Here is a 24898-nt window from a genome sequence, read left to right on the forward strand (position 1 = left end):
AAGTTTAACCCAGACCACCAGTGATGCAGTGGCCAGAAGTTGGCGCAAATAGCGGTTGCTGGTTTTTTGCTCAATTTTTGCCGATTTATGTGAAAAGCCCCGAATTAGCTGCATTAAATCGGCCTCGACAGCGGATATTTATCCAGTCCTGTGGTACTTTTCGCGGTCTTGCGCTGCATCAATGGCGCATCGCTGGCAGATCACTTGCGTAATGTCGAACCAAACGCCGATTTGTGTATCTACATACGCAATTGGCGCGGCCCGCCGGAATTACCGGGCTGGCCCGATACCGACGTAGCATGCTGCATAACCTCTGAATTTTTTAGGGAAGGAACACCACCATGGCATTGACCAAAGACCAACTGATTGCCGACATCGCCGAAGCAATCGACGCGCCAAAAACCACCGCTCGTAACGCCCTGGAGCAACTTGGCCAGATCGTTGCCGACCAACTGGAAAACGGCGCCGAAATCACTCTGCCAGGCATCGGCAAGCTGAAAGTCTCGGAGCGTCCTGCCCGTACCGGCCGCAACCCTTCGACTGGCGCTGCCATCGAAATCGCTGCCAAGAAAGTCGTCAAGTTCGTACCTGCGAAAGTGCTGACCGACGCCGTCAACAAGTAATTGTCGACGCTTGGATAAACCGCGCCCGGCTTGCCGGGCGCGGTTTTTTTACGCCTGCGATTTGCCCTGGCGCTGCGCATGCCAGGCTTTGCGCGCAGCTGCGTCGTGGAAGCTCCAGGCAACCACGCGGCTCTGTTTCTGCCCTTGGCCCATTGCCAGCGTCTGTACTGCTACGGCGCCAGCCTTTTTCAGTGCGGCTTCGATCACCGGCAGGTTACCCGCCTTGGACACCAGGCTGGTGAACCACAGCACCTGCGGCGCACAGGCGACGCTCTCGCTGATCAGCTGGCTGACGAAGCGGATTTCGCCGCCTTCACACCACAGCTCATTGTTTTGCCCGCCGAAGTTCAACACCGGCAGCTTGCGCTTGGGGTCTTGCTTGCCGAGGTTTTTCCATTTGCGCTGGCTGCCACGGGTAGCCTCGTCGCGCGAGCTGTGGAAGGGTGGGTTGCTCAGCGTCACATCGAAGCGCTCGTCGGGCTGTAGCAGGCCGCTGAAGATGAGCTTGCTGTTGCTTTGCTGGCGCAGGGCAACGGCCTTATGGAGGCCATTGGCCTGCACGATGGCCTTGGCCGAAGCAAGCGCCACAGGGTCGATATCGGAGCCGAGGAAGCTCCAGCGGTAGTCGCTGTGGCCGAGCAGGGGATAGATGCAATTGGCGCCAACGCCGATGTCCAGCGCGCGCACCTGAGGGCCGCGGGGGATTTCACCGCCGTTATCGGCAGCCAGCAGATCGGCGAGGACGTGCAGGTAATCGGCGCGGCCAGGGATCGGCGGGCACAGGTAGTCGGCCGGAATATCCCAGTGCTGGATACCGTACTGAGCCTTGAGCAGGGCACGGTTGAACACGCGCACGGCTTCGGGGTTGGCAAAGTCGATGCTGGGGTTGCCGTAGGGGTTGGTAATAGTGAAACGGGCCAGATCGGGGTGGGCCTTGATCAGGGCGGGAAAGTCGTAGCGGCCCTGGTGGCGGTTTCTCGGGTGCAGGGTGGGTTTTTCGGTCATGGTCGGATCCGGTGTTGCAAGCCTTGGGGCTGCTCTGCAGCCCTTTCGCGACACAAGGCCGCTCCTACAGTAACCGCGTCAGTCTAGGTGAACGCGGTCGGTGTAGGAGCGGCCTTGTGTCGCGAAACGAGGGCAAAGCCCTCGCCGCTCAGGTCAGCAATGTCGAGTTACAGCGCTGCAATCCGCGCATGCTGCTCGGTAAAGTTGGCCAGTGCCTGTTCGGCTTCGGCCAGCTTGGCGCGTTCCTTGTCGATCACCGCAGGCGGTGCCTTGTCGACAAAGGCAGCATTCGACAGCTTGCCGCCAACGCGCTGGACTTCGCCCTGCAGACGCTGGATTTCCTTGTTCAGGCGCGCCAGCTCGGCATCCTTGTCGATCAGCCCAGCCATTGGCACCAGCACCTGCAGATCACCCACCAGTGCAGTCGCCGACAGCGGCGCTTCGTCGGCTTCACCGAGCACGGTGAACGACTCGACCTTTGCCAGCTTCTTCAGCAATGGTTCGTTTTCCTGCAGGCGGCGCTGGTCTTCGGCACCGGCGTTCTTGAGGAACAGCGGCAGCGGTTTGCCCGGGCCGATGTTCATCTCGGCGCGGATGTTGCGCAGGCCGTTCATCAGCTGTTGCAGCCATTCGATATCGCCTTCGGCAACGGTATCGATACGGCTCTCGTTGGCCACCGGCCACGGTTGCAGCATGATCGTCTTGCCGCTGACGCCGGCCAGCGGCGCGATGCGCTGCCAGATCTCTTCGGTGATGAAGGGCATGAACGGATGCGCCAGGCGCAGTGCCACTTCAAGTACCCGCACCAGCGTGCGACGCGTGCCACGGGCGCGCTCGATCGGGGCGTTTTCGTCCCACAGGACCGGCTTGGACAGCTCCAGGTACCAGTCGCAATACTGGTTCCAGATGAACTCGTAGAGCGCCTGGCTGGCCAGGTCGAAGCGGAACTGCTCCAGCTGACGGGTCACTTCGGCTTCGGTGCGCTGCAGCTGCGAGATGATCCAGCGATCAGCCAGCGACAGCTCGTAGGCTTCGCCGTTCTGGCCGCAGTCTTCGCCCTTGTCCAGCACGTAGCGCGCGGCGTTCCAGATCTTGTTGCAGAAGTTGCGATAGCCTTCGACGCGGCCCATGTCGAACTTGATGTCGCGACCGGTCGACGCCAGCGAGCAGAAGGTGAAGCGCAAGGCATCGGTGCCGTAGCTGGCGATGCCTTCCGGGAACTCGGCCTTGGTCTGCTTGGCGATCTTCTCGGCAAGTTTTGGCTGCATCATGCCGCTGGTGCGTTTTTCCAGCAGGGCATCGAGGGTGATACCGTCGACGATGTCCAGCGGGTCAAGCACGTTGCCCTTGGACTTGGACATCTTCTGGCCTTGGCCATCACGCACCAGGCCGTGCACATAGACGGTCTTGAACGGTACCTGCGGGGTGCCGTCCTCGTTCTTCACCAGGTGCATGGTCAGCATGATCATCCGGGCAACCCAGAAGAAGATGATGTCGAAACCGGTGACCAGCACGTCGGTGGAGTGGAATTTCTTCAGGAACTCGGTTTGCTCTGGCCAGCCGAGAGTGGAGAAGGTCCACAGCCCCGAGCTGAACCAGGTATCCAGCACGTCGTCGTCCTGACGCAGTACCACGTCGCTGCCCAGCTGATGCTTGGCGCGGACTTCGGCTTCGTTGCGGCCAACGTAGACCTGGCCGGCTTCGTCGTACCAGGCCGGGATGCGGTGGCCCCACCACAGCTGACGGCTGATGCACCAGTCCTGGATGTCGCGCATCCACGAGAAGTACATGTTTTCGTACTGCTTGGGCACGAACTGGATACGGCCGTCTTCAACGGCAGCAATCGCAGGCTCGGCCAGCGGCTTGGTCGACACGTACCACTGGTCGGTCAGCCACGGCTCGATGATGGTCCCGGAACGGTCGCCCTTGGGCACCTTCAGGGCGTGGTCATCGACGCTGACCAGCAAGCCCTGGGCATCCAGGTCGGCAACCATCTGCTTGCGCGCGACAAAGCGGTCGAGGCCGGCGTACTGCGCAGGCAGGCTGGTGTCGAGCTGCTCGTTGAGGCTGCCGTCGAGGTTGAACGCCTGGGCGTTGGCCAGCACCAGCGCATTCTTGTCGAAGATGTTCAGCAGCGGCAGGTTGTGACGCTTGCCGACTTCATAGTCGTTGAAGTCGTGGGCCGGGGTGATCTTCACGCAGCCGGTGCCGAACTCGGGATCGCAGTAGTCGTCGGCGATGATCGGGATAAGACGCCCGACCAGCGGCAGTTTGACGAACTTGCCGATCAGCGCCTGATAGCGCTCGTCGTTCGGGTTGACCGCAACCGCCGCGTCACCCAGCAGGGTTTCCGGGCGAGTGGTGGCGACTACCAGGTAGTCCTTGCCATCAGCGGTGGTGGCGCCATCGGCCAGCGGGTAGCTCAGGTTCCACAGGTGGCCCTTCTCGTCGTGGTTTTCCACTTCAAGGTCGGAGATTGCCGTGTGCAGCTTGGTGTCCCAGTTGACCAGGCGCTTGCCGCGGTAGATCAGGCCGTCTTCATGCAGACGCACGAAGGCTTCCTTGACCGCATCGGACAAACCGTCATCCATGGTGAAGCGCTCGCGGCTCCAGTCGACCGACGAGCCCAGACGGCGGATCTGCCGGCTGATGTTGCCGCCGGACTGTTCCTTCCATTCCCAGACCTTGTCGAGGAACTGTTCGCGGCCCAGATCGTGGCGGCTCTGGCCTTTGGCCTCGAGCTGACGCTCTACCAGCATCTGCGTGGCGATACCGGCGTGGTCGGTGCCCGGCTGCCACAGGGTGTCGCGACCCTGCATGCGGCGGAAGCGGATCAGGGCATCCATGATCGCGTTGTTGAAACCATGGCCCATGTGCAGGCTGCCGGTCACGTTTGGCGGCGGGATCATGATGGTGTAGGACTCGCCTGCACCTTGTGGGGCGAAGTAGTTCTCGGACTCCCAGGTGTTGTACCAGGAAGTTTCAATGGCGTGCGGCTGGTAGGTCTTATCCATGCGCGGCGGGACCCTTAGGCATTAATTCGGGAAAGCCGAGCAGTATAACGGAGCGGCTGGTTGCACGCGACAGGCGCCTGATTCGATCGCAGCGAGTGCTGCGTGCAGACTTCGCCAGCCGCCGCTACGCGGCACTGCGGGCTGTGCTGTTACTCGGGGCGCTTGAGCAGGCGCTCCATGCGGGCATCGAGGCGGCGCTTGATTTCGGTCTCGATGTGCGGGGTGTAGTCGTTGATGACGTCCTGCATGATCAACTGCGCGGCAGCACGCAGCTCGGCGTCCAGCCGCAGCAAGGTGTCCTGGCGGCGCGCCTGGGCAGCGTCGTCGTCCTCGGCTTCGATTTCGGCCACGGACGTCGGCGCATGGTTGCCTTGCGGCTCGTCGAGCACCAGCGGGATTTGCTCGACGGTATCGGTCAGCAGCGGCGGTTGCAGGTTGTCGTCGCCCAGCAGCACCCGAATCGACTCGAGATCATCCAGCAGGTGGGCGGAGGTAGGCAGAGAAGAAGGCTTGTCCATCGTCGTTAAAGTCGCTGTAGGCGGTGATTGTGCAGAGCATAGCCCTGTTCCCGGTAGAAACGGAACCGTTCTCGGGCCGCCTCGCGAATCGCTGGCGCCTCGACGACGATTTCCGCTACACGCTGGAAGTTGCCGACAAAGCCTGGCACTTCGCCGCCAAGGTTGATCAGCAGGTCGGCATGGCTGCCGGCATCGTTGCCCAGGCCCAGCACCACCACGGCGTTGGCATCGACCTCGGCCAGGTCGTGGGGCACGAAGGCTTCGCCCTTGAACTGCCACAGGCGTTGGTCGAGCTGAGCGCGCTGGTCGGCATCCTCGCAATGCAGGTACACCCGATGGCCCAGCCGCCAGGCTTTCTCGCACAGCTTGCAGGCAAAATCCAACCGCGCGTCGAGGGCGTCGGTAGGCAGCACATAGAAGTCTACTTGGCTCATGATTCAGTCCGTTGGCGGCAGCCCCTGCGGGCTGCCGCCGTGCCCGGTCAGGCGTTGGCGCGGTCGAGCAGGTACTGGGTCAGCATCGGCACCGGGCGGCCAGTGGCGCCCTTGTCCTTGCCGCCGCTGATCCAGGCGGTGCCGGCGATGTCCAGGTGGGCCCAGTTGTAGGCTTTGGCAAAGCGCGACAGGAAGCAGGCAGCGGTGATGGTGCCGGCCTTTGGCCCGCCGATGTTGGCGATGTCGGCGAACGGGCTGTCGAGCTGCTCCTGATACTCATCGAACAGTGGCAGCTGCCAGGCGCGGTCGTCGGCGCGCTTGCCGGCGTCGAGCAGTTGCCCGAGCAGTTCGTCGTTGTTGCCGAGCATGCCGGTGGTGTGGCTGCCTAGAGCGACGATGCAGGCGCCGGTGAGGGTGGCGATGTCGATCACCGCCTGCGGCTTGAAGCGCTCGGCGTAGGTCAGGGCGTCACACAGCACCAGACGGCCTTCGGCGTCGGTGTTGAGGATTTCGACGGTTTGCCCGCTCATGGTGGTGACGATGTCGCCCGGGCGAGTGGCATTGCCGCTCGGCATGTTCTCGGCACAGGCGAGGATGCACACCAGGTTGATCGGCAGCTTCAGTTCAAGCACGGCGCGCAGGGTGCCGAACACGCTGGCGGCGCCGCACATGTCGTACTTCATTTCATCCATGCCGGCGCCAGGCTTGAGGCTGATGCCGCCGGTGTCGAAGGTGATGCCTTTACCGACCAGAACGTAGGGTTTTTCGCTTTTTTTGCCGCCCTGGTACTGCATGACGATCAAGCGTGGCGGCTGCTCGCTGCCCTGGCCGACCGCATAGAAAGCACCCATGCCCAGTTCTTTGATTTTTTTCTCGTCGAACACTTCGATCTTGAGGCCCTTGTGCGTCTTGCCCAGCTCCTTGGCCTGTTCAGCCAGGAACACCGGGTGGCACAGGTTAGGCGGCAGGTTGCCGAGGTCGCGCGTGAAGGCCATGCCGCTGGCAATCGCGGTAGCGTGCTGCACGGCGCGTTCGACTTCGGCCAAGCCAGCCTTGTCGGCCAGCAGGGTAATTTTCTTCAGGGCGCGCGGCTCGGCTTTCTGGCTCTTGAAGCGGTCGAACACGTACTCGCCATCGAGCAGGCTTTCAGCCAGCAGACGGTATTTGCCGTAATGACCTTCGCGGCCAGTGATGGCGATATCGTCCAGCGCCAGTACGGCATCGCTGCCACCGAGGTTTTTCAGCACGCCGGCGACAGCGCTGGCCAGCTTGCGCCAGCTGCGGTCGCCAAGGTCATCCTTGCCGCTGCCGACCAGCAGCACGCGCTCGGCCTTCAAGCCGGCCAGACCGTGCAGAAGCAGGGTCTGGCCCGACTTGCCGGCCAGGTCGCCGCGCTTGAGCACGGCGCTGATGGCGCCGTTGCTGGCTTCGTCGACAGCCTTGGCGATTTCACCGAGCTTGCGCCCTTCGCCAACGGCCAGTACCAAAGTGGCGGTTTTCACCGATGCAGCAGCTACGCTCTTTACAACCAGTTCCATGTACGGGTCCCCGAATGGTCAGTCAGATAGCGCATGGGCTTTTGTCAGCCCTGGATACGCTCGATGCGAGCCTGGCCGCGTACTAGCGTGCCAGCAGGAAAGCTGCCAGTTTGAGCCTCGCGCAAGCGTGCTGACAACCCCGATGTCTGCGCTGATGCGTAGCCAAGTGACAGGCGAGGGCAATCACAGGATAATGCGCGCACTTTACATGGAGGTTCGCCCCTGGCGAACCGGCATTGGTCTTGGCTGTCTGAAGCCATTGTTTGGCGTCCGCCCCTGACAACCCAGGAGTGTCTGGTTTGATCGTCTTTCGTTATTTGTCCCGCGAGGTCCTGCTGACCTTGAGCGCCGTCAGCGCTGTGCTGCTGGTGATCATCATGAGCGGGCGTTTCATCAAATACCTGGCGCAGGCCGCACAGGGGGTTCTTGACCCGAGCGTGCTGTTCCTGATCATGGGCTTCCGGCTGCCGGGTTTCCTGCAGTTGATCCTACCATTGGGGCTGTTCCTGGGTATCTTGCTGGCTTATGGCCGGCTGTACCTGGAAAGCGAAATGACCGTGCTGTCTGCCACCGGCATGAGCCAGCAGCGTCTGCTCGCCATGACCTTGGCACCGGCTGCGCTGGTGGCACTGCTGGTGGCCTGGCTGAGCCTGAGCCTGGCCCCGCAGGGCGTCGCGCAGGTGCAGCAGATCATCTCTCAGCAGGATGCGCTGACCGAGTTCGATACCTTGGTGCCTGGGCGTTTCCAGACCTTGCGTGACGGCTCGCGGGTGACCTACACCGAGCAACTGTCGGACGACCGCGTCAACCTCAGTGGCGTGTTCATCTCCGAGAAGCGCTTCAATCAGGACAAGACCAAGGACCGCGCGCCTTCGGTGCTGGTGGCTGAAAAGGGCCACCAGGAAGTACAGGCCGACGGCAACCGCTACCTGGTGCTGGAAAACGGCTATCGCTACGACGGTAACCCCGGCCAGGCCGATTACCGCGCGATCAAGTACGACACCTATGGCGTATTGCTGCCCAAGCCTGAGGTCAGCGAAGAAGTCACCGAGCGTGAAGCCATCCCGACTTCCGAGCTGTTCGGCCAGACGGGCCTGCGTGAGCGCGCCGAGCTGCAGTGGCGCTTGTCGCTGCCGCTGCTGGTATTCATCGTGACCCTGATGGCGGTGCCGCTGTCGCGGGTCAACCCACGCCAAGGGCGCTTCCTCAAACTGTTGCCGGCGATTCTTCTCTACATGGCTTACCTGACAATGCTGATTTCCGTACGCGGCGCCCTCGAGAAGGGCAAGCTGCCAATGGCCCTGGGCATGTGGTGGGTGCACGGGTTGTTCCTGCTCATCGGCCTGGGCCTGATGTACTGGGAACCGATGCGTCTGAAACAGGCTGCACGGCGCGCGGAGGTGACCCGTGGCCAAGCTTGATCGTTATATCGGCATGAGCGTGCTGGTGGCCATTCTGGCGGTCCTCGGCATCATTCTCGGGCTGGCTTCGCTGTTTGCCTTCATCGATGAGATGGGTGACCTGAGCGACACCTACAGCGTGCTCGACGCCAGTTACTTCGTGTTACTGACCGCGCCGCGGCGGCTATACGAGATGCTGCCGATGGCGGCCTTGATCGGCTGCCTGATTGGTCTTGGCAGCCTGGCCAGCAGCAGCGAGCTGACCATCATGCGTGCGGCGGGCGTGTCCATCGGGCGCATCGTCTGGGCAGTGATGAAACCGATGCTGGTACTGATGCTGGTTGGTCTGTTGATCGGCGAATACATCGCGCCGGTGACGGAGAACAAGGGTCAGGCCGAGCGGTCGCTTGCTCAGGGTGGCGGTGAGGCGCAGAGCTCCAAGCGCGGTATGTGGCACCGGCAGGGTGATGAGTATGTGCACATCAACTCGGTGCAGCCCAATGGCTTGTTGTTGGGTGTGACCCGTTATCGCTTTGATGCCGAGCGCAAGATCATCACCTCGAGCTTTGCTCGTCGTGCTACCTACAGCACTGATCATTGGCAGCTGAATGACGTCACTACTACGCACTTCCGCGGGGATCACACTGAGGTGATCAAGGCGCCGGAAGAGCGTTGGGATGTGTCGGTTACGCCTGAGCTGCTCAATACCGTGGTGTTGGCGCCTGAGTCGCTGTCGATTACCGGGTTGTGGGATTACATCCATTACCTGGCCGATCAGGGGCTGAACAATGCGCGTTACTGGTTGGCGTTCTGGGGCAAGGTGTTGCAACCGGTGGTGACGGCGGCGCTGGTGTTGATGGCGATCTCGTTTATCTTTGGGCCGTTGCGGTCGGTGACCTTGGGGCAACGGGTGTTTACCGGTGTGCTGGTTGGGTTCACCTTCAAGATTGCTCAGGATTTGCTGGGGCCTTCTAGTCAGGTGTTTGGCTTCCCGCCGTTGTTGGCGGTGCTGTTGCCGGCTGGTATTTGTGCGTTGGCTGGGGTTTGGTTACTGCGTCGGGCTGGGTGATCTGGCTGGGATGTGGGAATGTGAGCTTATGCGGCTTTTTTGGTGGCTGATCGGGCCCCTTTCGCCTTTACGGCGAGTTACTTTTTTGGCAAACGCCCCAAAAACGTAACCAAAAAAGGGCTTGGCTCCACATCCGGCCCCTTCGCTGCGCTGCGGGGTTCCCTCGCTCCGGTCCTGCTCCCGGGAGGACCGCGCTGTACGGCCCATCCTGGGCCGCAGCGCTTGCCGGCCATCCATGGCCGGCACCTCCCTCCGCAAGACCTGCGCTCGGCCTTCTGAGTCGCCGGTAGATCAAGATCAAGATCACGCCTCGCTGCGCTGGCGCAGATCAAGAGCGGGCGCCGCTTCGCGGGTGAATCCGCGAACACTGGCGCAGCCAGTGCCTCAAACTCTTCAATACTGCACGAAAACTACTTCTTCTGCTTCGGCACCCGCACCAACTCCGTCTGCGAATAGATGTCATGCCAGCCGCGTTTGCGTTTGTCGAACAATGCCCAGACAAAGCCCAGACCCAGGCACAGCCACGACGCAATCGACACGACAAAACGCAACAGCGCCTGCCACAGGCTGATGGCGCTGCCGTCGGGGTTCTGTACCCGTACACCCCATACTTGCATGCCCAGGGTCTGGCCGCCGTGGGTCCAGAATTTGGCGAAGAAACCGAACAGCGCAAACAGCAGCACCGTCGACAGCAGCGGATCGCCATCCAGCGCGCCGGCGTCGGTGAGGGTGCGCATGCGGTCCTGGCCAATGATCGACATCTGGATCAGCTTGTACGCCCCGGCGGTGACGATCAGCAGTGCCGTGCACAGCAGGAAGTCGTAGAACATCGCCGCCAGTCGGCGCCCGAGGCCGGCGGGTGGGAACTCGCCTTGGGGGTGCAGGGTGTGCTTGGGCATGCAGGCAACTCGTCAGGCCAAAAGCGCATTCTATGAAATTGCAGGCGTAAAAAAGCCCCCGCAGGTCAATGCGGGGGCTTTTTTATATCAGTTGTCAGGCGATTACTTGCACTTCATCAGCTTGCAGGCCTTTTTGCCCCTGAGTTGCCACGAAGCTGACCTTCTGGCCTTCTTTCAAGGTCTTGAAGCCGTCGCCCTGGATGGCGCGAAAGTGCACGAACAAGTCCGCGCCGCTTTCCGGGGTGATGAAGCCGTAGCCTTTTTCATCGTTGAACCATTTGACGGTACCGTTCTGACGCTGAGCCATTGTCTTGTTTCCCATGAATCTTCTAGAGGGTGATAACCGCGCACTGCTGTTGCAGGCAGTCGGCAAAATTACGCTGTAGTGCAGGAAACCAAGCGTCGTCGAACGGGTTGTAGCGGACCGCGGCTACTGGCCCAAGTCACGATCAATTGCGACCCATGCAAACACAGTGGGCTGAATGTACGCCAACTTTTGCGACCATGACAAGCCCTCGCATAGCACCCACCAAGAGGATCTCAGGCGCACTGTTCAATAGTGCTCCAGATACCATGGCGCCTGGGCTGGCGCCATTTTCAAAAGGTTATCGAACAGGTTCGAAATCGAATAAGCAGGCCGGCTTAGCCGCGGTAGTAACGTGGCGCAACGAAAGGCATCTTGCTGACTTTCAATGGCACGTTCTTACCCCGCACTACCGCACTCAGGGGAGTGTCGAGTGCGGTGTGGGCGAGATCGACGTAGCCCATCGCGAGCGGTGCTCCCAGGGTCGGACCGAAGCCGCCGCTGCAGACCTTGCCGACTACCTTGCCTGAGGCATCGACAATCTCGGCGCCCTCACGCACCGGAGTTCGTTCCTGCGGCAGCAAACCGACCCGTCTACGCGCCACCCCCTGGTGCTGCTGGGCGAAGATCTGCTCGGCACCGGGGAAGCCACCGGCACGTTCGCCGTCGGCGCGGCGTGCCTTGGATATGGCCCAGAGCAGGCTGGCCTCGATCGGTGTGGTCGCGCTGTCCATGTCATGCCCATACAGGCACAGGCCGGCTTCCAGGCGCAGCGAGTCACGCGCGCCAAGGCCGATGGCCTGCACTTCAGGCTCTTGCAGCAGGCGCCGGGCCAGCAGCTCTGCACCTTCGGCCGGTACCGAAATCTCGTAACCATCTTCGCCGGTGTAACCCGAGCGGCTGACGTAGCAGTCCAGACCGAGCAACTTGACTGCACGGAACTGCATGAAGGTCATGCTCGCCACCTCTGGCGCCAGGCGCGCCAGCACCGTTGCTGCGGCCGGGCCTTGCAGGGCCAGGAGCGCACGCTCGGTAAACAGCGGCTGGATCTCGCACTGGCCTTCGAGGTGTTGGCGCAGGTGCGCCAGGTCCTGCTCCTTGCAGGCAGCATTGACTACCAGCAGCAACTCATCGTTGCCCAGGTTGGCCACCATCAAGTCATCCAGAATGCCGCCAGCGTCGTTGGTGAACATCGCATAACGCTGCATGCCGACTGGTAGGTCGATGATGTCGACCGGTACCAGGGTTTCCAGCGCCTGCGCCGCAGCGCTGCCGCTGAGGCGGATCTGGCCCATGTGCGAGACGTCGAACAAACCGGCCTGGGCGCGGGTGTGCTGGTGTTCCTTGAGCACGCCGAGCGGGTACTGCACCGGCATGTCATAACCGGCGAACGGCACCATGCGCGCGCCCAGTTCCAGGTGCAGCGCGTGCAGCGGGGTCTTGTGCAGCTGTACTTCGGACATCGGTGACTCCTTGAGAGTGGTTCAGATCAACATTCGATGATGTTGACGGCCAGACCGCCGCGGGCGGTCTCCTTGTATTTGCTTTTCATGTCGGCGCCGGTCTGGCGCATGGTGCGGATCACCTTGTCGAGCGAGACGAAGTGCTGGCCATCGCCGCGCAAGGCCATGCGCACGGCATTGATCGCCTTGACCGAGCCCATCGCGTTGCGCTCGATGCACGGCACCTGGACCAGCCCGCCAATCGGGTCGCAGGTCAGCCCGAGGTTGTGCTCCATGCCGATTTCGGCGGCGTTCTCGACTTGCTGGGCAGTGCCGCCCATGACCTCGCACAGCGCCCCGGCAGCCATCGAACAGGCTACGCCGACCTCGCCCTGACAGCCGACTTCGGCGCCGGAAATCGACGCGTTTTCCTTGTACAGAATGCCGATCGCTGCGGCGGTCAGCAGGAACCGCACCACGCCGTCCTCGTTGGCACCGGGCACAAAGCGCATGTAGTAGTGCAGCACGGCCGGGATGATCCCGGCGGCACCGTTGGTGGGCGCTGTGACCACGCGCCCGCCGTTGGCGTTTTCTTCGTTGACCGCCAGTGCATACAGGTTGACCCAGTCGAGCACTGACAAGGCATCGCGCAGGCTGGCTTCCGGGTGCTGGCTGAGCTGACGGTACAGCGCCGCCGCACGGCGTTTGACCTTGAGTCCTCCAGGCAGGATGCCTTCGTGCTGGCAGCCGGCAGTGACGCAGTCCTGCATGACCTGCCAGATCCGCAGCAGGCCGTCCCGGGTTTCCTGTTCCGGTCGCCAGGCCGCTTCGTTGGCCAGCATCACCTGGCTGAACGAAAGCTGCTGCGCGCTGCAATGGGCGAGCAACTGATTGCCGGTGGTGAACGGGTAGGCCAGGACGGTGCGGTCTTCGACGATGCGGTCGTGCCCGGCCGCTTCTTCATCGACCACGAAGCCGCCGCCAACCGAGTAATACTCGCGGCTGCGCAACTGCAAACCGGCCTCGTCGAAGGCGCGAAAGATCATGCCGTTGGGGTGATAGTCGAGCGGCTTGCGGATCATCGCCAGGTGCTGCTTTTCGTTAAAGGCGATTTCGTGCTCACCGAGCAGGCACAGCCGGCCACTGCTGCGAATAGCTTGCAGACGCGGGGCGATGCTGTCGGTATCGACGCTGTCGGGCTGGGCGCCTTCAAGGCCGAGCAGCACCGCCTTGTCGCTGCCGTGGCCCTTGCCGGTGGCACCGAGCGAGCCATACAGCTCGGCCTTGACGCTGGCCGTCTGGCTCAGCAGGCCGTCGCGGCGCAGGCCTTCGGCGAAGCGCGCGGCCGCGCGCATCGGCCCAACCGTGTGTGAGCTGGAGGGGCCGATGCCAATTTTGAACAGGTCGAACACGCTCAGGGACATGGATTGCTCCTCGGAACAGGCCTGGCTGTCGGGTGCGCCCGCCTCCAGTGGAGGCGGGCGAGGCGGCTATCAGACGTCCTGATAGCTCTCGATCGACGGGCAGGCGCAGATCAGGTTGCGATCACCAAACACGTTGTCGACCCGACCCACTGGTGGCCAGTACTTGGCTTCTACCAGGCTTGGCAGCGGGTACACCGCCTGCTCGCGGCTGTAGCCGTGGGCCCATTCACCGACCAGCTCGGCGGCGGTGTGAGGGGCGTTCTTCAGCGGGTTGTCATCCTTGTCCAGGTAGCCGTTTTCGACGGCGCGGATCTCTTCGCGAATCTTGATCATGGCATCGCAGAAGCGGTCCAGTTCTTCCCGCGATTCACTTTCGGTCGGCTCGATCATCAACGTGCCGGCCACCGGGAACGACATGGTCGGGGCGTGGAAGCCGTAGTCGATCAGGCGCTTGGCCACGTCATCGACGCTGATGCCGCTGCTGTCCTTGAGCGGGCGCAGGTCAAGAATGCACTCGTGCGCCACCAGGCCATTGCTGCCGGTGTACAACACAGGATAGTGCTCTTCCAGGCGGCGGGCGATGTAGTTGGCGTTGAGGATGGCCATCTGCGAGGCGCGGGTCAGGCCAGCGCCACCCATCATGCGGATGTACATCCAGGTGATCGGCAGGATGCTGGCGCTGCCGAACGGCGCGGCGCAGACCGCACCGGTGGTGTTTTCCAGCGCGGCGTGGCCGGGCAGGAATGGCGCCAGGTGTGACTTGACGCCGATCGGGCCGACGCCCGGGCCGCCACCGCCGTGGGGGATGCAGAAGGTCTTGTGCAGGTTCAGGTGCGAGACGTCGCCACCGAACTTGCCCGGCGCGCACAGGCCGACCATGGCGTTCATGTTGGCGCCGTCGATGTACACCTGGCCGCCGTTGTCATGGATGATCGCGCAGATTTCGCCGATGGCTTCCTCGAACACGCCATGGGTGGACGGGTAGGTGATCATGATCGCTGCCAGCTGCTCGCGGTGCTCGACGGCCTTGGCGCGCAGGTCGGCGATGTCGACGTTGCCGCGTGCATCGCAGGCGGTCACTACCACCCGCATACCCGCCATGTGCGCGGTAGCCGGGTTGGTGCCGTGTGCCGACGACGGGATCAGGCAGATATTGCGGTGCGCGTCACCACGGCTGCGGTGGTAGGCACGGATCGCCAGCAAGCCGGCGTACTCGCCCTGGGAGCCGGCGTTGGGTTGCAGCGACACCGCGTCATAGCCGGTGGCAGCGCAGAGCATCGCCTCCAGCTCGTTGGTCATCTGCAGGTAGCCCTGACTTTGCTCGGCGGGGGCGAACGGGTGCAGGTTGCCGAATTCGGCCCAGGTTACCGGGATCATTTCGCTAGCGGCGTTGAGCTTCATGGTGCAGGAGCCCAGCGGGATCATGCTGCGGTCCAGCGCCAGGTCCTTGTCGGCCAGCTTGCGCAGGTAGCGCATCAGCTCGGTTTCGCTGTGGTAGCGGTTGAACACCGGGTGTTCGAGGATCGCCGACTGCCGACGCAGCGCTGCTGGCAGGCGAGACTCATCGGCCGCAGCCAGGGCGGCGAAGTCAGGCAGCGACTGCTCGCCGGCAAATAGCTGCCAGAGTGCTTCGACGTCAGCCTGGGTGCTGGTTTCATCAAGCGACAGGCCCAGTTGCTCGGCGTCGATCTGGCGCAGGTTGATGCGCTGCTCGCGGGCCTTTTGGTGCAGGGCGGCGGTGGTTGCGCCGGTGGCCAGGGTCAGCGTGTCGAAATACGCCTGGGTCTGCAGGGTGACGCCCAGTTGCTGCAGGCCAGCGGCGAGAATTGCGGTGAGCGCGTGAGTACGCTCGGCGATGCGCTTGAGGCCAGCCGGGCCGTGGTAAACGGCATACATGCCGGCGATGTTGGCCAGCAGGACCTGCGCGGTGCAGATGTTGCTGGTGGCCTTCTCGCGGCGGATATGTTGCTCGCGGGTCTGCATGGCCAGGCGCAGGGCGGTCTTGCCGAAGCGGTCGATCGACACGCCGACCAGGCGGCCTGGCATATCGCGTTTGAATGCATCGCGGGTGGCGAAGTAGGCCGCATGCGGGCCGCCGAAGCCCAGCGGCACGCCGAAGCGCTGCGCGCTGCCGATGGCCACGTCGGCTTCGAATTCACCGGGTGGGGTCAGCAAGGTCAGCGCCAGCAGGTCAGCGGCCACCGCGACCAGGGCGTTGCCGGCGTGCAGGCGCTGGACCAGTTCGCGGTAGTCGAACACATCGCCATTGCTGGCCGGGTATTGCAGCAGCGCGCCGAAGAAGCGGCTGGTGTCATCCAGTGTGCGCTCGTCACCGATTACCACTTCGATGCCCAACGGCTCGGCACGGGTGCGCAGCACGTCGAGGGTCTGCGGGTGGCAATGCTGCGAAGCGAAGAAGCTGTGGCTGGCCTTGTTTTTCGACAGGCGCTTGCAGAAGGTCATGGCTTCGGCGGCGGCGGTGGCTTCGTCGAGCAGCGAGGCGTTGGCGATCGGCAGTCCGGTCAGGTCACTGATCATGGTCTGGAAGTTCAGCAGGGCTTCCAGGCGGCCTTGGGAGATCTCTGGCTGGTAAGGCGTGTAGGCGGTGTACCAGGCCGGGTTTTCCAGCAGGTTGCGCAGGATCGGGGCAGGCGTGTGGGTGTTGTAGTAGCCCTGGCCGATCAGGCTTTTGAACAGCTGGTTCTTGCCAGCGATGGCTTTCAGCGCGGCAAGCGCCTCGGCTTCACTCTGGCCGTCGCTGCTGCCGAGCACACTGGTGCCCTTGATGCTGTCGGGGATCACCGCGGCGCTCATGGCGTCGAGGCTGTCAAAACCCAACTTGGCGAGCATGCTCTGCTCGTCAGCGGTGCGCGGACCGATATGGCGGGCGATGAATTCGTTGGCAGTGCCGAGGTTACTGGTCATGGTCGGTCCTCAAGCGTCAGCGTTGGCTTTGATCAGGCGGTCGTAGGCATCCTGGTCAAGCAGTTTAGCCACGGCGTCGGCATCGGCCGGCTGGAAGCGGAAAAACCAGCCTGCGCCCAACGGGTCTTCGTTGACCAGTTCAGGGTTGTCAGCCAGTTGCTGATTGACCTCGAGCACTTCACCGGTCAGCGGCATGTACACGCCACTGGCGGCTTTCACTGATTCCACGGTGGAGGCTTCTGCGCCTTGCTCGTAGTGCTGCAGCTCAGGCAGTTGCACGTACACCACGTCCCCCAAGGCGTTCTGGGCAAAGGCGGTGATGCCTACGGTGACGCTGCCGTCGGCTTCGCTGCGCAGCCATTCGTGATCTTCAGTGAAACGCAATTCGCTCATGGGGATTCCTCAAGGAAACAGGGCGGTGGCGCGGTCGTCCGCGCTCTTGGGTTGAGGATTGGTTAGCAATAACGTTGCCAATTGAAGAATATTGAATAAATTCAATGGCTTGTCTTTATTTCGGGCTAATTGTTGGCAGATATTGGAATGATTTCGATACGGGCGGGGTGGGGTAGAAATGCTTAGAGGTATCAAACCCTTGCATATGTGGTGCTTCGGCATGGCGGAACGTATTCGATACGGTGTGTTGAAATCGATACGGTGGCGTTTGGAAAGGGGCCGCAGAGCGGCCCGAATGTGGCAGGTGTAAGCCTTGATACGGGTCCATCCGGTATTTGCAGGTGGAGCGTGGCCAAAAAAAGGCGCCCAGCAGGGCGCCAAAAGATCCACCTTTACCAAAGGAGCGCTTGGCTACTCAAGGTGAATGGGTACAACTTGCGGTATTACAGGATCGACAACGGGTATTCGATGATCAGGCGAACTTCATCCAGGTCCGATTCAAAGGCGGTAGCGCGGGTGTTGGCCTGGCGCATGCGCACTGACAAGTCCTTGGCCGGGCCCGCCTGCACCACGTACTTGACCTCGATGTTGCGCTCCCAGCGTTTCTGCTCGGTGAGCGGGTCGCCGTTGCTGTCAGTACGCAGGTAGAAGCGGTTGGCGTTGCTGTAGTCCGCGCCGCTGCCACGGGCATAACGGGTCATGAACGACAGCCCGGGGATCCCATAGCTGGCCATGTCCAGGTCGTAGCGCAGCATCCATGAGCGCTCTTTCGGCGAGTTGAAATCGCTGTACTGGATCGAGTTGTCGACAAAGATCGAATCCGACTGGCGCAGGTAGTCGAAATCGTCGTCGCCGTTGTTGCGCTGGTGTGACAGGGCCAACGTATGCGCGCCAAATTGAACGCCTACTTTGGCGCTCCAGATGTTGTTGTTGAATTCGCCCAGGCGCTGTTTGCCTTGATCGACAGCCTTGTAGTAATTGGCACCGCCGATCAACGCCAATTGATCGCTCAACGGATAATTCAGGCTGATGCCGGTGTAGTACTGATTCCACACGTCTTTCAACTGACTGGCATAGGCGCTGACACTGATGGTGTCGTTGACCTGATAATCACCGCCGCCGTAGCCGATCCACGGTGAGTCCACTGCGCCGCCGTAGAACGTGACGAAGCTGTCATTGAGGTCGCTGGAGACCGGCTGGCTCATTGCATGCAGGCGGCCACCTTGCACGGTCAGGCCATCGATGCTGGTGTTCTCGACGGTGACGCCACGAAAACTCTCTGGCAGCAGCCGCGAATCGCCGGCAGCCACCACTGGCGTCGACGGGAACACATCACCGACTCTGACCGTGGTGTCGAACAGGCGCACCTTGGCCGCAGCGCCGAGTTTGCTGTACTCATCGCGGGCCTCGCCATTGCTGGCGACAGGCAGGATGTCGAAGGAGCTGCGGCCGCCGTTGCGCCCGTCGCCGGTGTCGAGTTTCAGCCCGAGCATGGCAAAGGCGTCGATACCGAAGCCGACTGTACCTTGGGTGAACCCGGAACTGAAACGGCTGATGATCGCGTGGGCCCAGGCCTCGGAGTAGCCGTTGGTATTGCCCTTGCCGCTGTTGTAAGTGGGCGCTGCCGCGCTGCGATCATCCCGATTGAAATAGAAATTGCGGTTGAGGACGGTCAGGCTACTGCCTTCGATAAAACCTTCGGCTTGGTCAGCAGCGTTAGCCGAAACTGCATAAGTTGCCGATAACGCGGAACTTGCCGCTACACACAGCGCTAGTTTGACATTCATCCAGAGCTCCCCTGATACGGCAGTTTTTATTAGTGTGCCAAAGGTTGTTTTTATGAAATCTGCCTCGGCGGCGCAGGGATATTTGCGCTGGATATATCGTTGCAGTCAGAAGATAACGGCAGGGTAATCCGATCATTACAATTTGGTCATTTGCCTGTTGCCCGACCACGTCAACGGGACGCGCTGGAAAGTCACGCCGCATTCACTTCCTTGCAAAATTGTAATGTTGCCGCCACCGCGCTGATAGCTGCCGTTCATTAGCGTGCCTGCACTTGATTCAACAGGGCTTGGCGGCGGCCGCAGGGTGCTTGCCAGGTTTCAGTGAAATGTGTGCAGAGGACCCTTACCGTGCCCCGGTTCAACCGTTCCACCTTGATCAGCAAGCCAGCCTGGGCGTGCCGGCTGCTGGCTGTCTGCGCGCTGATCGGCGCCGGCCTGCCCGCGCCGGCACTGGCCCAGGGCCTGACTTTGACCCAGGCCCTGGCCCAGGCCATGGCGGCCAACCCGCAGTTGGCAGCTGCCCGCCAGGAAATCGGCATCGCTCAAGGTGCGCGTGACCAGGCTGGGGTCATGCCCAACCCTGAGCTGTCTTACGAGGTTGAAGACACTGACCGCAACAGCAGCACGACCACGGTCACGCTCAGCCAGGCGCTGGAGCTGGGTGGCAAGCGTGGTGCGCGCATCGAAGCTGCCAGCTACGGCCAGAGCGTCGCCCAGCTGGAGCTGGCGCGTCAGGTCAACAGCCTGCGCGCCGATGTTGTAGAGACCTTTCATGCCGCGCTGCGCGCGCAGGTCGGGGTCGATCTGGCGCGCCAGTCGCAGCAGCTCGGCGAACGCGGCCTGAAGGTTGTCGATGGCCGGGTGCGGGCGGGCAAGTCGTCGCCGGTCGAGGCGACCCGCGCCCAGGTCGAGCTGGCCGAAGCGCGCCTGCAGTTGCGCCGTGCTGAAACCGAACAGGCCATGGCTTACCAGAACCTGGCCCTGATCAGCGGCAGCGCCACTGCCGATGTTCAGCGGCTGGATGCGCCGAGCCTGTCGCCTGGCTTGCCGCCATCCTCCGTCGACCTGCTGGCCCGGCTCGAGGAGACCGCCGAGATGCGCCACGCGCTTGCCGTGATCGACCAGAGCGATGCCGCGCTTGGCTCGGAAAAGGCCCTGCGCGTGCCCAACCTCACCGTCAGTGTCGGCAGCCAATACGACCGCACCGTGCGCGAGCGGGTCAACGTGGTCGGCCTGTCGATGCCCTTGCCGCTGTTCGATCGCAACCAGGGCAACGTGCTCTCGGCGGCGCGCCGCGCCGATCAGGCGCGCGACCAACGCAACGCGGTCGAGCAGCGGCTGCGCAGTGAAACCCAGACCGCGCTGCTGCAATGGACCCGCGCAATGCACGAGGTCGAGACCTACGAGCAGACCATCCTACCGGCAGCCCAGCAGGCGCTCGACAGCGCCACGCGCGGTTTCGAAATGGGCAAGTTCGGCTTTATCGAAGTGCTCGATGCCCAGCGCACCTTGATCACCGCACGCGGCCAGTACCTCGACTCGCTGGGCGCCGCCAGTGCTGCCCGGGCGCAAGTGGAACGGATCTACGGCGACCTTGATGGTGCCGTTGCCGCGCGTTGAGCGGCCAGACGCTTTATTCGGTACCTGGCGGCTGAGCTCGCCACTGCCCACGATCAGCAGGAGTAGCAATGAACAACACACGCAAGATCGCCCTCGCGGTTGCCGCCGTGGCCGCCCTCGGCCTGGGCAGCCTGCTCTGGAGCTCGAATACCGAGCAGCACGCCGATGCCCATGGCAAGGATGACGATCATGGCCATGCCGAGACGCAGGCGACGCCAGCCAAAAACTCAGGTGAGGATGATCACGACCACCAGGAAGGCGCTGAAGACGAGCACACCGAAGCAGGCCATGGAGAAGAGGAGGGCAAGCTGACCCTCAGTGCCGAGCAGATCAAGGCTGCGGGCATCGTCCTCGCCCCTGCAGGGCCACGCCAGCTCGGCACCGTGGTGAGCTTCCCGGGTGAAATCCGCTTCGACGAAGACCGCACCGCGCACGTGGTGCCGCGGGTGCCTGGCGTGGTCGAAAGCGTGCAGGCCAATCTCGGCCAGGCGGTGCGCAAGGGCCAGGTGCTGGCGGTGATCGCCAGTCAGCAGATCTCCGACCTGCGCAGCGAACAGCAGGCCGCCCAGCGCCGACTGGAGCTTGCCCGGCTGACCTTCACCCGCGAACAACAGTTGTGGCAGGACAAGATTTCTGCCGAGCAGGACTACCTGCAGGCGCGCCAGGCCCTGCAAGAGGCTGAGATTGCCCAGGCCAATGCCCGCCAGAAAATCGCCGCAATCGGCTCTGCCATCGGGGCCGCCGGCGGCAACCGCTACGAACTGCGAGCACCGTTCGATGCAGTGGTGGTGGAGAAGCACCTGAGCGTCGGCGAAGTGGTCAGCGAGGCCACCAACGCGTTCATCCTGTCCGACCTCAGCCAGGTCTGGGCGACGTTTGCGGTGCCGCCCAGTGACTTGAACAAGGTCACCACCGGCCGCGCGGTCAAGGTGTCCTCGCCAGACATGAATGCCGAAGTCGACGGCAAGGTCGGCTATGTCGGCAGCCTGCTCGGTGAGCAGAACCGCGCGGCGACCGTGCGCGTCACCCTGACCAATCCCGAGGGGGCTTGGCGCCCGGGCCTGTTCGTGAATATCGCGGTCACGGCGCAGTCGGCCCAGGTCGCCGTGGCCGTGCCCGAGTCGGCCGTGCAAACCCTCGAAGCACAGCCTGCGGTATTCGTGCGCAGCGTCGACGGCTTCGAGGCGCACCCGGTCAGCCTTGGTCGGCGTGACGGCGGTTATGTGGAAATCACCACGGGCCTGCAGGCCGGTGTCGAGGTCGCTGCCAGTGGCAGTTTCACGCTCAAGTCGGAGCTGGGCAAGGCCACTGCCGAGCACAGCCACTGATGCGCCGCGAAAGGAAGATTGCCCATGTTTGAACGTCTTATCAGATTCGCCATCGAGCAGCGTATCGTGGTCATGATCTCGGTGCTGATCATGGCTGCGGTCGGGGTCTACAGCTACCAGAAGCTGCCCATCGATGCGGTCCCGGACATCACCAACGTCCAGGTCCAGATCAACACCGCCGCACCAGGCTATTCACCGCTGGAAACCGAGCAGCGCATCACCTTTGCCGTGGAAACGGCCATGGCCGGCCTGCCGGGGCTGCTGCAGACCCGCTCGCTGTCGCGCTCGGGCCTGTCGCAGGTCACGGTGATTTTCAAGGACGGCACCGACATCTTCTTCGCCCGGCAGCTGGTCAACGAGCGTCTGCAGGTGGCCAAGGCGCAATTGCCGCAAGGCGTCGAGGCGATCATGGGCCCGGTATCGACCGGGCTCGGCGAGATTTTCCTGTGGACCGTCGAGACCGAGCCTGGCGCGTTGAAGGAAGACGGTACGCCCTACACCCCGACCGACCTGCGGGTGATCCAGGACTGGATCATCAAGCCGCAGTTGCGCAACGTGCCCGGGGTTGCCGAAATCAACACCATTGGCGGCTACGCCAAGCAGTACCAGATTGCGCCCGATCCCAAGCGCCTGGCTGCCTACAAGCTGACCTTGAATGATTTGCTGACTGCCCTGGAAAGCAACAATGGCAACGTTGGCGCCGGCTACATCGAGCGCAGTGGCGAGCAATTGCTGATCCGCGCACCTGGCCAGGTGGGCACTGTCGATGACATCGCTAATATCGTCATCAGCAGCGTGGGCGGCGCGCCGATCCGCGTCAGCAATGTCGCCGAAGTCAGCATCGGCAAGGAACTGCGCTCCGGCGCTGCCACCGAGAACGGCCGTGAGGTGGTGCTCGGCACCGTGTTCATGCTGATCAACGAGAACAGCCGCAGCGTGTCGCAAGCTGTTGCCAGCAAGCTCGCCGAGATCAACCGCACGCTGCCCAAGGGCGTGGTGGCAGTCACCGTCTATGACCGCACCAATCTGGTCGAAAAAGCCATTGCCACGGTCAAGAAGAACCTGATCGAAGGGGCGATCCTGGTCATCGTGATTCTGTTCCTGTTCCTCGGCAATATCCGCGCGGCGTTGATCACGGCGATGGTGATCCCGCTGTCGATGCTGTTCACCTTCACCGGCATGTTCAACAACAAGGTCAGCGCCAACCTGATGAGCCTGGGCGCGCTGGACTTCGGCATCATTGTCGACGGCGCGGTGGTGATCGTGGAAAACGCCATCCGACGTCTGGCCCATGCCCAGCACAAGCACGGGCGCATGCTGAGCAAGACCGAGCGTTTCCATGAGGTGTTCGCGGCGGCCCGCGAGGCGCGCCGGCCGTTGATCTTCGGTCAGTTGATCATCATGGTGGTGTACCTGCCGATCTTTGCCCTCACCGGGGTCGAGGGCAAGATGTTCCACCCGATGGCGTTCACCGTGGTGCTGGCGCTGCTCGGCGCGATGATCCTGTCGGTGACGTTCGTGCCTGCCGCGATTGCCATGTTCGTCACCGGCAAGGTCAAGGAAGAGGAAGGCGTGGTCATGCGCACCGCGCGCCAGGGCTACCAGCCGGTGCTGCGCTGGGTGCTGGAGCATCGCCGGTTTGCCTTCGCCGGGGCGTTCATCGTGGTACTGCTCAGCGGCGTGCTGGCGACGCGCATGGGCAGCGAGTTCATCCCCAGCCTGAGCGAGGGCGATCTGGCCTTGCAGGCGTTGCGTGTGCCGGGCACCAGCCTGACCCAGTCGGTCGACATGCAGCAGCGTCTGGAAAAAGCCATCATCGAGCAGGTCCCAGAGGTGGAACGGATATTTGCCCGAACCGGCACCGCCGAGATCGCCTCCGACCCGATGCCGCCGAACATCTCCGATGCCTACATCATGCTCAAGCCGCAGAGCCAGTGGCCCGACCCAAGCCTGTCGCGGGAGGCATTGATCGCCCAGGTGCAGAAGGCAGCCGCCAGCGTGCCGGGCAGCAACTATGAGCTGTCGCAGCCGATTCAGTTGCGTTTCAACGAGCTGATCTCCGGTGTGCGCAGTGATGTTGCGGTCAAGGTTTTCGGCGATGACATGGATGTGCTCAACCGCACTGCGGCCAAGATCGCCACGGCGTTGCAGGGCGTGCCAGGTGCGTCCGAGGTCAAGGTCGAACAGACCACCGGCTTGCCGGTACTGACCATCAATATCGACCGCGACAAGGCCGCACGTTATGGCCTGAGCATGGACGCTGTGCAGGACGCCATCGCCATCGCGGTAGGTGGCCGTGAGGCTGGCACCTTGTATGAAGGCGACCGCCGTTTCGACATGGTGGTGCGTCTCTCGGAGACCTTGCGCACCGACGTTGCCGGGCTGTCCAGCCTGTTGATTCCGGTGCCGGCAAGCGCCGCCAGCGGGGCCCAGCAGATTGGCTTCATCGCCCTGTCGCAGGTGGCCAGCCTGGACCTGCAGTTGGGGCCCAACCAGATCAGCCGCGAGAACGGCAAGCGCCTGGTGGTGGTCAGCGCCAACGTGCGCGGGCGTGACCTTGGCTCGTTCGTCGCGCAGGCCAGCGAGACCCTGGCCAGCACGGTCGCCATCCCGGCAGGTTACTGGACCAGCTGGGGCGGCCAGTTCGAGCAGTTGCAGTCGGCGGCCAAGCGCTTGCAGATCGTGGTGCCGGTGGCCTTGCTGTTGGTCATGACCTTGCTGTTCCTGATGTTCAACAACCTCAAGGACGGCTTGCTGGTGTTCACCGGGATTCCCTTTGCCCTGACCGGCGGGGTGGTGGCGCTGTGGCTGCGTGATATCCCGCTGTCGATTTCGGCTGGGGTCGGCTTTATTGCCTTGTCCGGGGTCGCGGTGCTCAACGGGCTGGTGATGATCGCGTTCATCCGTGGGCTGCGTGAGGAGGGTCGCAGTGTCAGGCTGGCCGTGGATGAAGGTGCGCTGACCCGGCTGCGGCCGGTGTTGATGACGGCACTGGTGGCGTCGCTCGGCTTCATCCCGATGGCCTTGGCCACCGGCACCGGCGCTGAGGTGCAACGGCCGCTGGCGACCGTGGTGATTGGCGGGATTCTGTCGTCTACGGCGTTGACGCTGCTGGTGTTGCCGGCGCTGTATCACTGGGTGCATCGGCGTGATGATGAGGTAGAGCAGGCTTGAA

General features: G+C 62.7%; 18 protein-coding genes. 6 read left to right on the plus strand and 12 right to left on the minus strand.

From position 1 onward, the window contains the following. The first annotated feature begins 341 nt into the window (after positions 1-341). Entirely contained in the window at positions 342-623 is a 282-nt protein-coding gene (locus K3F44_RS00335; RefSeq protein WP_029613585.1) for an HU family DNA-binding protein, read from the plus strand. A 48-nt stretch (positions 624-671) separates the two neighbouring features. Here K3F44_RS00335 and rlmF read toward each other — a convergent pair whose 3' ends face one another. The 5 genes from rlmF to K3F44_RS00360 form a co-directional block, all read right to left on the minus strand. Then, positions 672-1628, minus strand: coding sequence for a 23S rRNA (adenine(1618)-N(6))-methyltransferase RlmF (gene rlmF, locus K3F44_RS00340; RefSeq protein WP_220633147.1), 957 nt, complete (start codon positions 1626-1628; stop codon positions 672-674). A gap of 167 nt (positions 1629-1795) precedes the next feature. After that, positions 1796-4642 (minus strand): valine--tRNA ligase, encoded by a 2847-nt coding sequence (locus K3F44_RS00345; protein WP_220633148.1) that lies wholly within the window; start codon positions 4640-4642, stop codon positions 1796-1798. 149 nt (positions 4643-4791) lie between these two features. Beyond that, positions 4792-5160 carry a DNA polymerase III subunit chi gene (locus K3F44_RS00350; protein WP_220633149.1) on the minus strand — a complete coding sequence of 123 codons (369 nt, stop codon included), beginning with the start codon at positions 5158-5160 and terminating at the stop codon, positions 4792-4794. 5 nt (positions 5161-5165) lie between these two features. Further along, the gene (locus K3F44_RS00355; RefSeq protein ID WP_101316906.1) at positions 5166-5594 is read right to left on the minus strand and encodes a DNA polymerase III subunit chi; all 429 of its coding nucleotides are present in this window, start codon (positions 5592-5594) and stop codon (positions 5166-5168) included. A gap of 47 nt (positions 5595-5641) precedes the next feature. Next, on the minus strand, positions 5642-7132 hold the full coding sequence (locus tag K3F44_RS00360; RefSeq protein ID WP_220633150.1) for a leucyl aminopeptidase: 1491 nt from the start codon (positions 7130-7132) through the stop codon (positions 5642-5644). 299 nt (positions 7133-7431) lie between these two features. On the opposite strand from K3F44_RS00360, the gene lptF reads away from it, so the two are divergent. Beyond that, the gene (gene lptF / locus K3F44_RS00365) at positions 7432-8553 is read left to right on the plus strand and encodes an LPS export ABC transporter permease LptF (RefSeq protein WP_101316910.1); all 1122 of its coding nucleotides are present in this window, start codon (positions 7432-7434) and stop codon (positions 8551-8553) included. Further along, positions 8540-9601 (plus strand): LPS export ABC transporter permease LptG, encoded by a 1062-nt coding sequence (gene lptG / locus K3F44_RS00370; RefSeq protein WP_101316912.1) that lies wholly within the window; start codon positions 8540-8542, stop codon positions 9599-9601. The genes lptF and lptG overlap by 14 nt, the downstream gene beginning before the upstream one ends. A 410-nt stretch (positions 9602-10011) precedes the next feature. Here lptG and K3F44_RS00375 read toward each other — a convergent pair whose 3' ends face one another. From K3F44_RS00375 to K3F44_RS00405, 7 genes are all read right to left on the minus strand, one after another. Beyond that, a complete protein-coding gene (locus K3F44_RS00375; RefSeq protein ID WP_101316914.1) occupies positions 10012-10500 on the minus strand; it encodes an RDD family protein in 489 nt (162 codons plus the stop codon). 94 nt (positions 10501-10594) lie between these two features. Next, positions 10595-10807 (minus strand): cold-shock protein, encoded by a 213-nt coding sequence (locus tag K3F44_RS00380; protein WP_101316916.1) that lies wholly within the window; start codon positions 10805-10807, stop codon positions 10595-10597. Positions 10808-11142: 335 nt separating this feature from the next. Then, positions 11143-12267, minus strand: coding sequence for a glycine cleavage system aminomethyltransferase GcvT (gcvT, locus tag K3F44_RS00385; protein WP_220633151.1), 1125 nt, complete (start codon positions 12265-12267; stop codon positions 11143-11145). Positions 12268-12293: 26 nt separating this feature from the next. Then, on the minus strand, positions 12294-13670 hold the full coding sequence (locus K3F44_RS00390) for an L-serine ammonia-lyase (protein WP_220633152.1): 1377 nt from the start codon (positions 13668-13670) through the stop codon (positions 12294-12296). Positions 13671-13739: 69 nt separating this feature from the next. Next, complete coding sequence (gene gcvP, locus K3F44_RS00395; protein ID WP_150572053.1) at positions 13740-16595, minus strand: aminomethyl-transferring glycine dehydrogenase; 2856 nt, start codon at positions 16593-16595, stop codon at positions 13740-13742. Between the two features lie 9 nt (positions 16596-16604). Next, positions 16605-16988 (minus strand): glycine cleavage system protein GcvH, encoded by a 384-nt coding sequence (gcvH, locus tag K3F44_RS00400; RefSeq protein WP_101316925.1) that lies wholly within the window; start codon positions 16986-16988, stop codon positions 16605-16607. A gap of 443 nt (positions 16989-17431) precedes the next feature. Next, positions 17432-18775 carry an OprD family porin gene (locus tag K3F44_RS00405; RefSeq protein WP_220633153.1) on the minus strand — a complete coding sequence of 448 codons (1344 nt, stop codon included), beginning with the start codon at positions 18773-18775 and terminating at the stop codon, positions 17432-17434. A 348-nt stretch (positions 18776-19123) separates the two neighbouring features. Here K3F44_RS00405 and K3F44_RS00410 point away from each other — a divergent pair, with 348 nt between their 5' ends. The 3 genes from K3F44_RS00410 (at position 19124) to K3F44_RS00420 (ending at position 24897) form a co-directional block, all read left to right on the plus strand. Then, positions 19124-20395: a TolC family protein gene (locus K3F44_RS00410; protein WP_220633154.1), complete on the plus strand. Its 1272-nt coding sequence runs from the start codon at positions 19124-19126 to the stop codon at positions 20393-20395. A 68-nt stretch (positions 20396-20463) separates the two neighbouring features. Next, positions 20464-21723, plus strand: coding sequence for an efflux RND transporter periplasmic adaptor subunit (locus tag K3F44_RS00415; RefSeq protein WP_220633155.1), 1260 nt, complete (start codon positions 20464-20466; stop codon positions 21721-21723). A 24-nt stretch (positions 21724-21747) separates the two neighbouring features. Further along, complete coding sequence (locus K3F44_RS00420; protein WP_220633156.1) at positions 21748-24897, plus strand: efflux RND transporter permease subunit; 3150 nt, start codon at positions 21748-21750, stop codon at positions 24895-24897. The last annotated feature ends 1 nt before the right edge of the window (position 24898 follow it).

The organism is Pseudomonas sp. S07E 245 (assembly GCF_019599025.1).
In the GTDB taxonomy this organism is placed as follows: Bacteria; Pseudomonadota; Gammaproteobacteria; order Pseudomonadales; family Pseudomonadaceae; genus Aquipseudomonas; species Aquipseudomonas shirazensis.

Excerpts from the sequence above, each read along its gene's own strand:
- K3F44_RS00335 (WP_029613585.1), top strand. The coding sequence starts at position 342 with ATGGCATTGACCAAAGACCAACTGATTGCCGACATCGCCGAAGCAATC.
- rlmF (WP_220633147.1), bottom strand. The coding sequence starts at position 1,628 with ATGACCGAAAAACCCACCCTGCACCCGAGAAACCGCCACCAGGGCCGC.
- K3F44_RS00345 (WP_220633148.1), bottom strand. The coding sequence starts at position 4,642 with ATGGATAAGACCTACCAGCCGCACGCCATTGAAACTTCCTGGTACAAC.
- K3F44_RS00350 (WP_220633149.1), bottom strand. The coding sequence starts at position 5,160 with ATGGACAAGCCTTCTTCTCTGCCTACCTCCGCCCACCTGCTGGATGAT.
- K3F44_RS00355 (WP_101316906.1), bottom strand. The coding sequence starts at position 5,594 with ATGAGCCAAGTAGACTTCTATGTGCTGCCTACCGACGCCCTCGACGCG.
- K3F44_RS00360 (WP_220633150.1), bottom strand. The coding sequence starts at position 7,132 with ATGGAACTGGTTGTAAAGAGCGTAGCTGCTGCATCGGTGAAAACCGCC.
- K3F44_RS00375 (WP_101316914.1), bottom strand. The coding sequence starts at position 10,500 with ATGCCCAAGCACACCCTGCACCCCCAAGGCGAGTTCCCACCCGCCGGC.
- K3F44_RS00380 (WP_101316916.1), bottom strand. The coding sequence starts at position 10,807 with ATGGCTCAGCGTCAGAACGGTACCGTCAAATGGTTCAACGATGAAAAA.
- gcvT (WP_220633151.1), bottom strand. The coding sequence starts at position 12,267 with ATGTCCGAAGTACAGCTGCACAAGACCCCGCTGCACGCGCTGCACCTG.
- K3F44_RS00390 (WP_220633152.1), bottom strand. The coding sequence starts at position 13,670 with ATGTCCCTGAGCGTGTTCGACCTGTTCAAAATTGGCATCGGCCCCTCC.
- gcvP (WP_150572053.1), bottom strand. The coding sequence starts at position 16,595 with ATGACCAGTAACCTCGGCACTGCCAACGAATTCATCGCCCGCCATATC.
- gcvH (WP_101316925.1), bottom strand. The coding sequence starts at position 16,988 with ATGAGCGAATTGCGTTTCACTGAAGATCACGAATGGCTGCGCAGCGAA.
- K3F44_RS00405 (WP_220633153.1), bottom strand. The coding sequence starts at position 18,775 with ATGAATGTCAAACTAGCGCTGTGTGTAGCGGCAAGTTCCGCGTTATCG.
- K3F44_RS00415 (WP_220633155.1), top strand. The coding sequence starts at position 20,464 with ATGAACAACACACGCAAGATCGCCCTCGCGGTTGCCGCCGTGGCCGCC.
- K3F44_RS00420 (WP_220633156.1), top strand. The coding sequence starts at position 21,748 with ATGTTTGAACGTCTTATCAGATTCGCCATCGAGCAGCGTATCGTGGTC.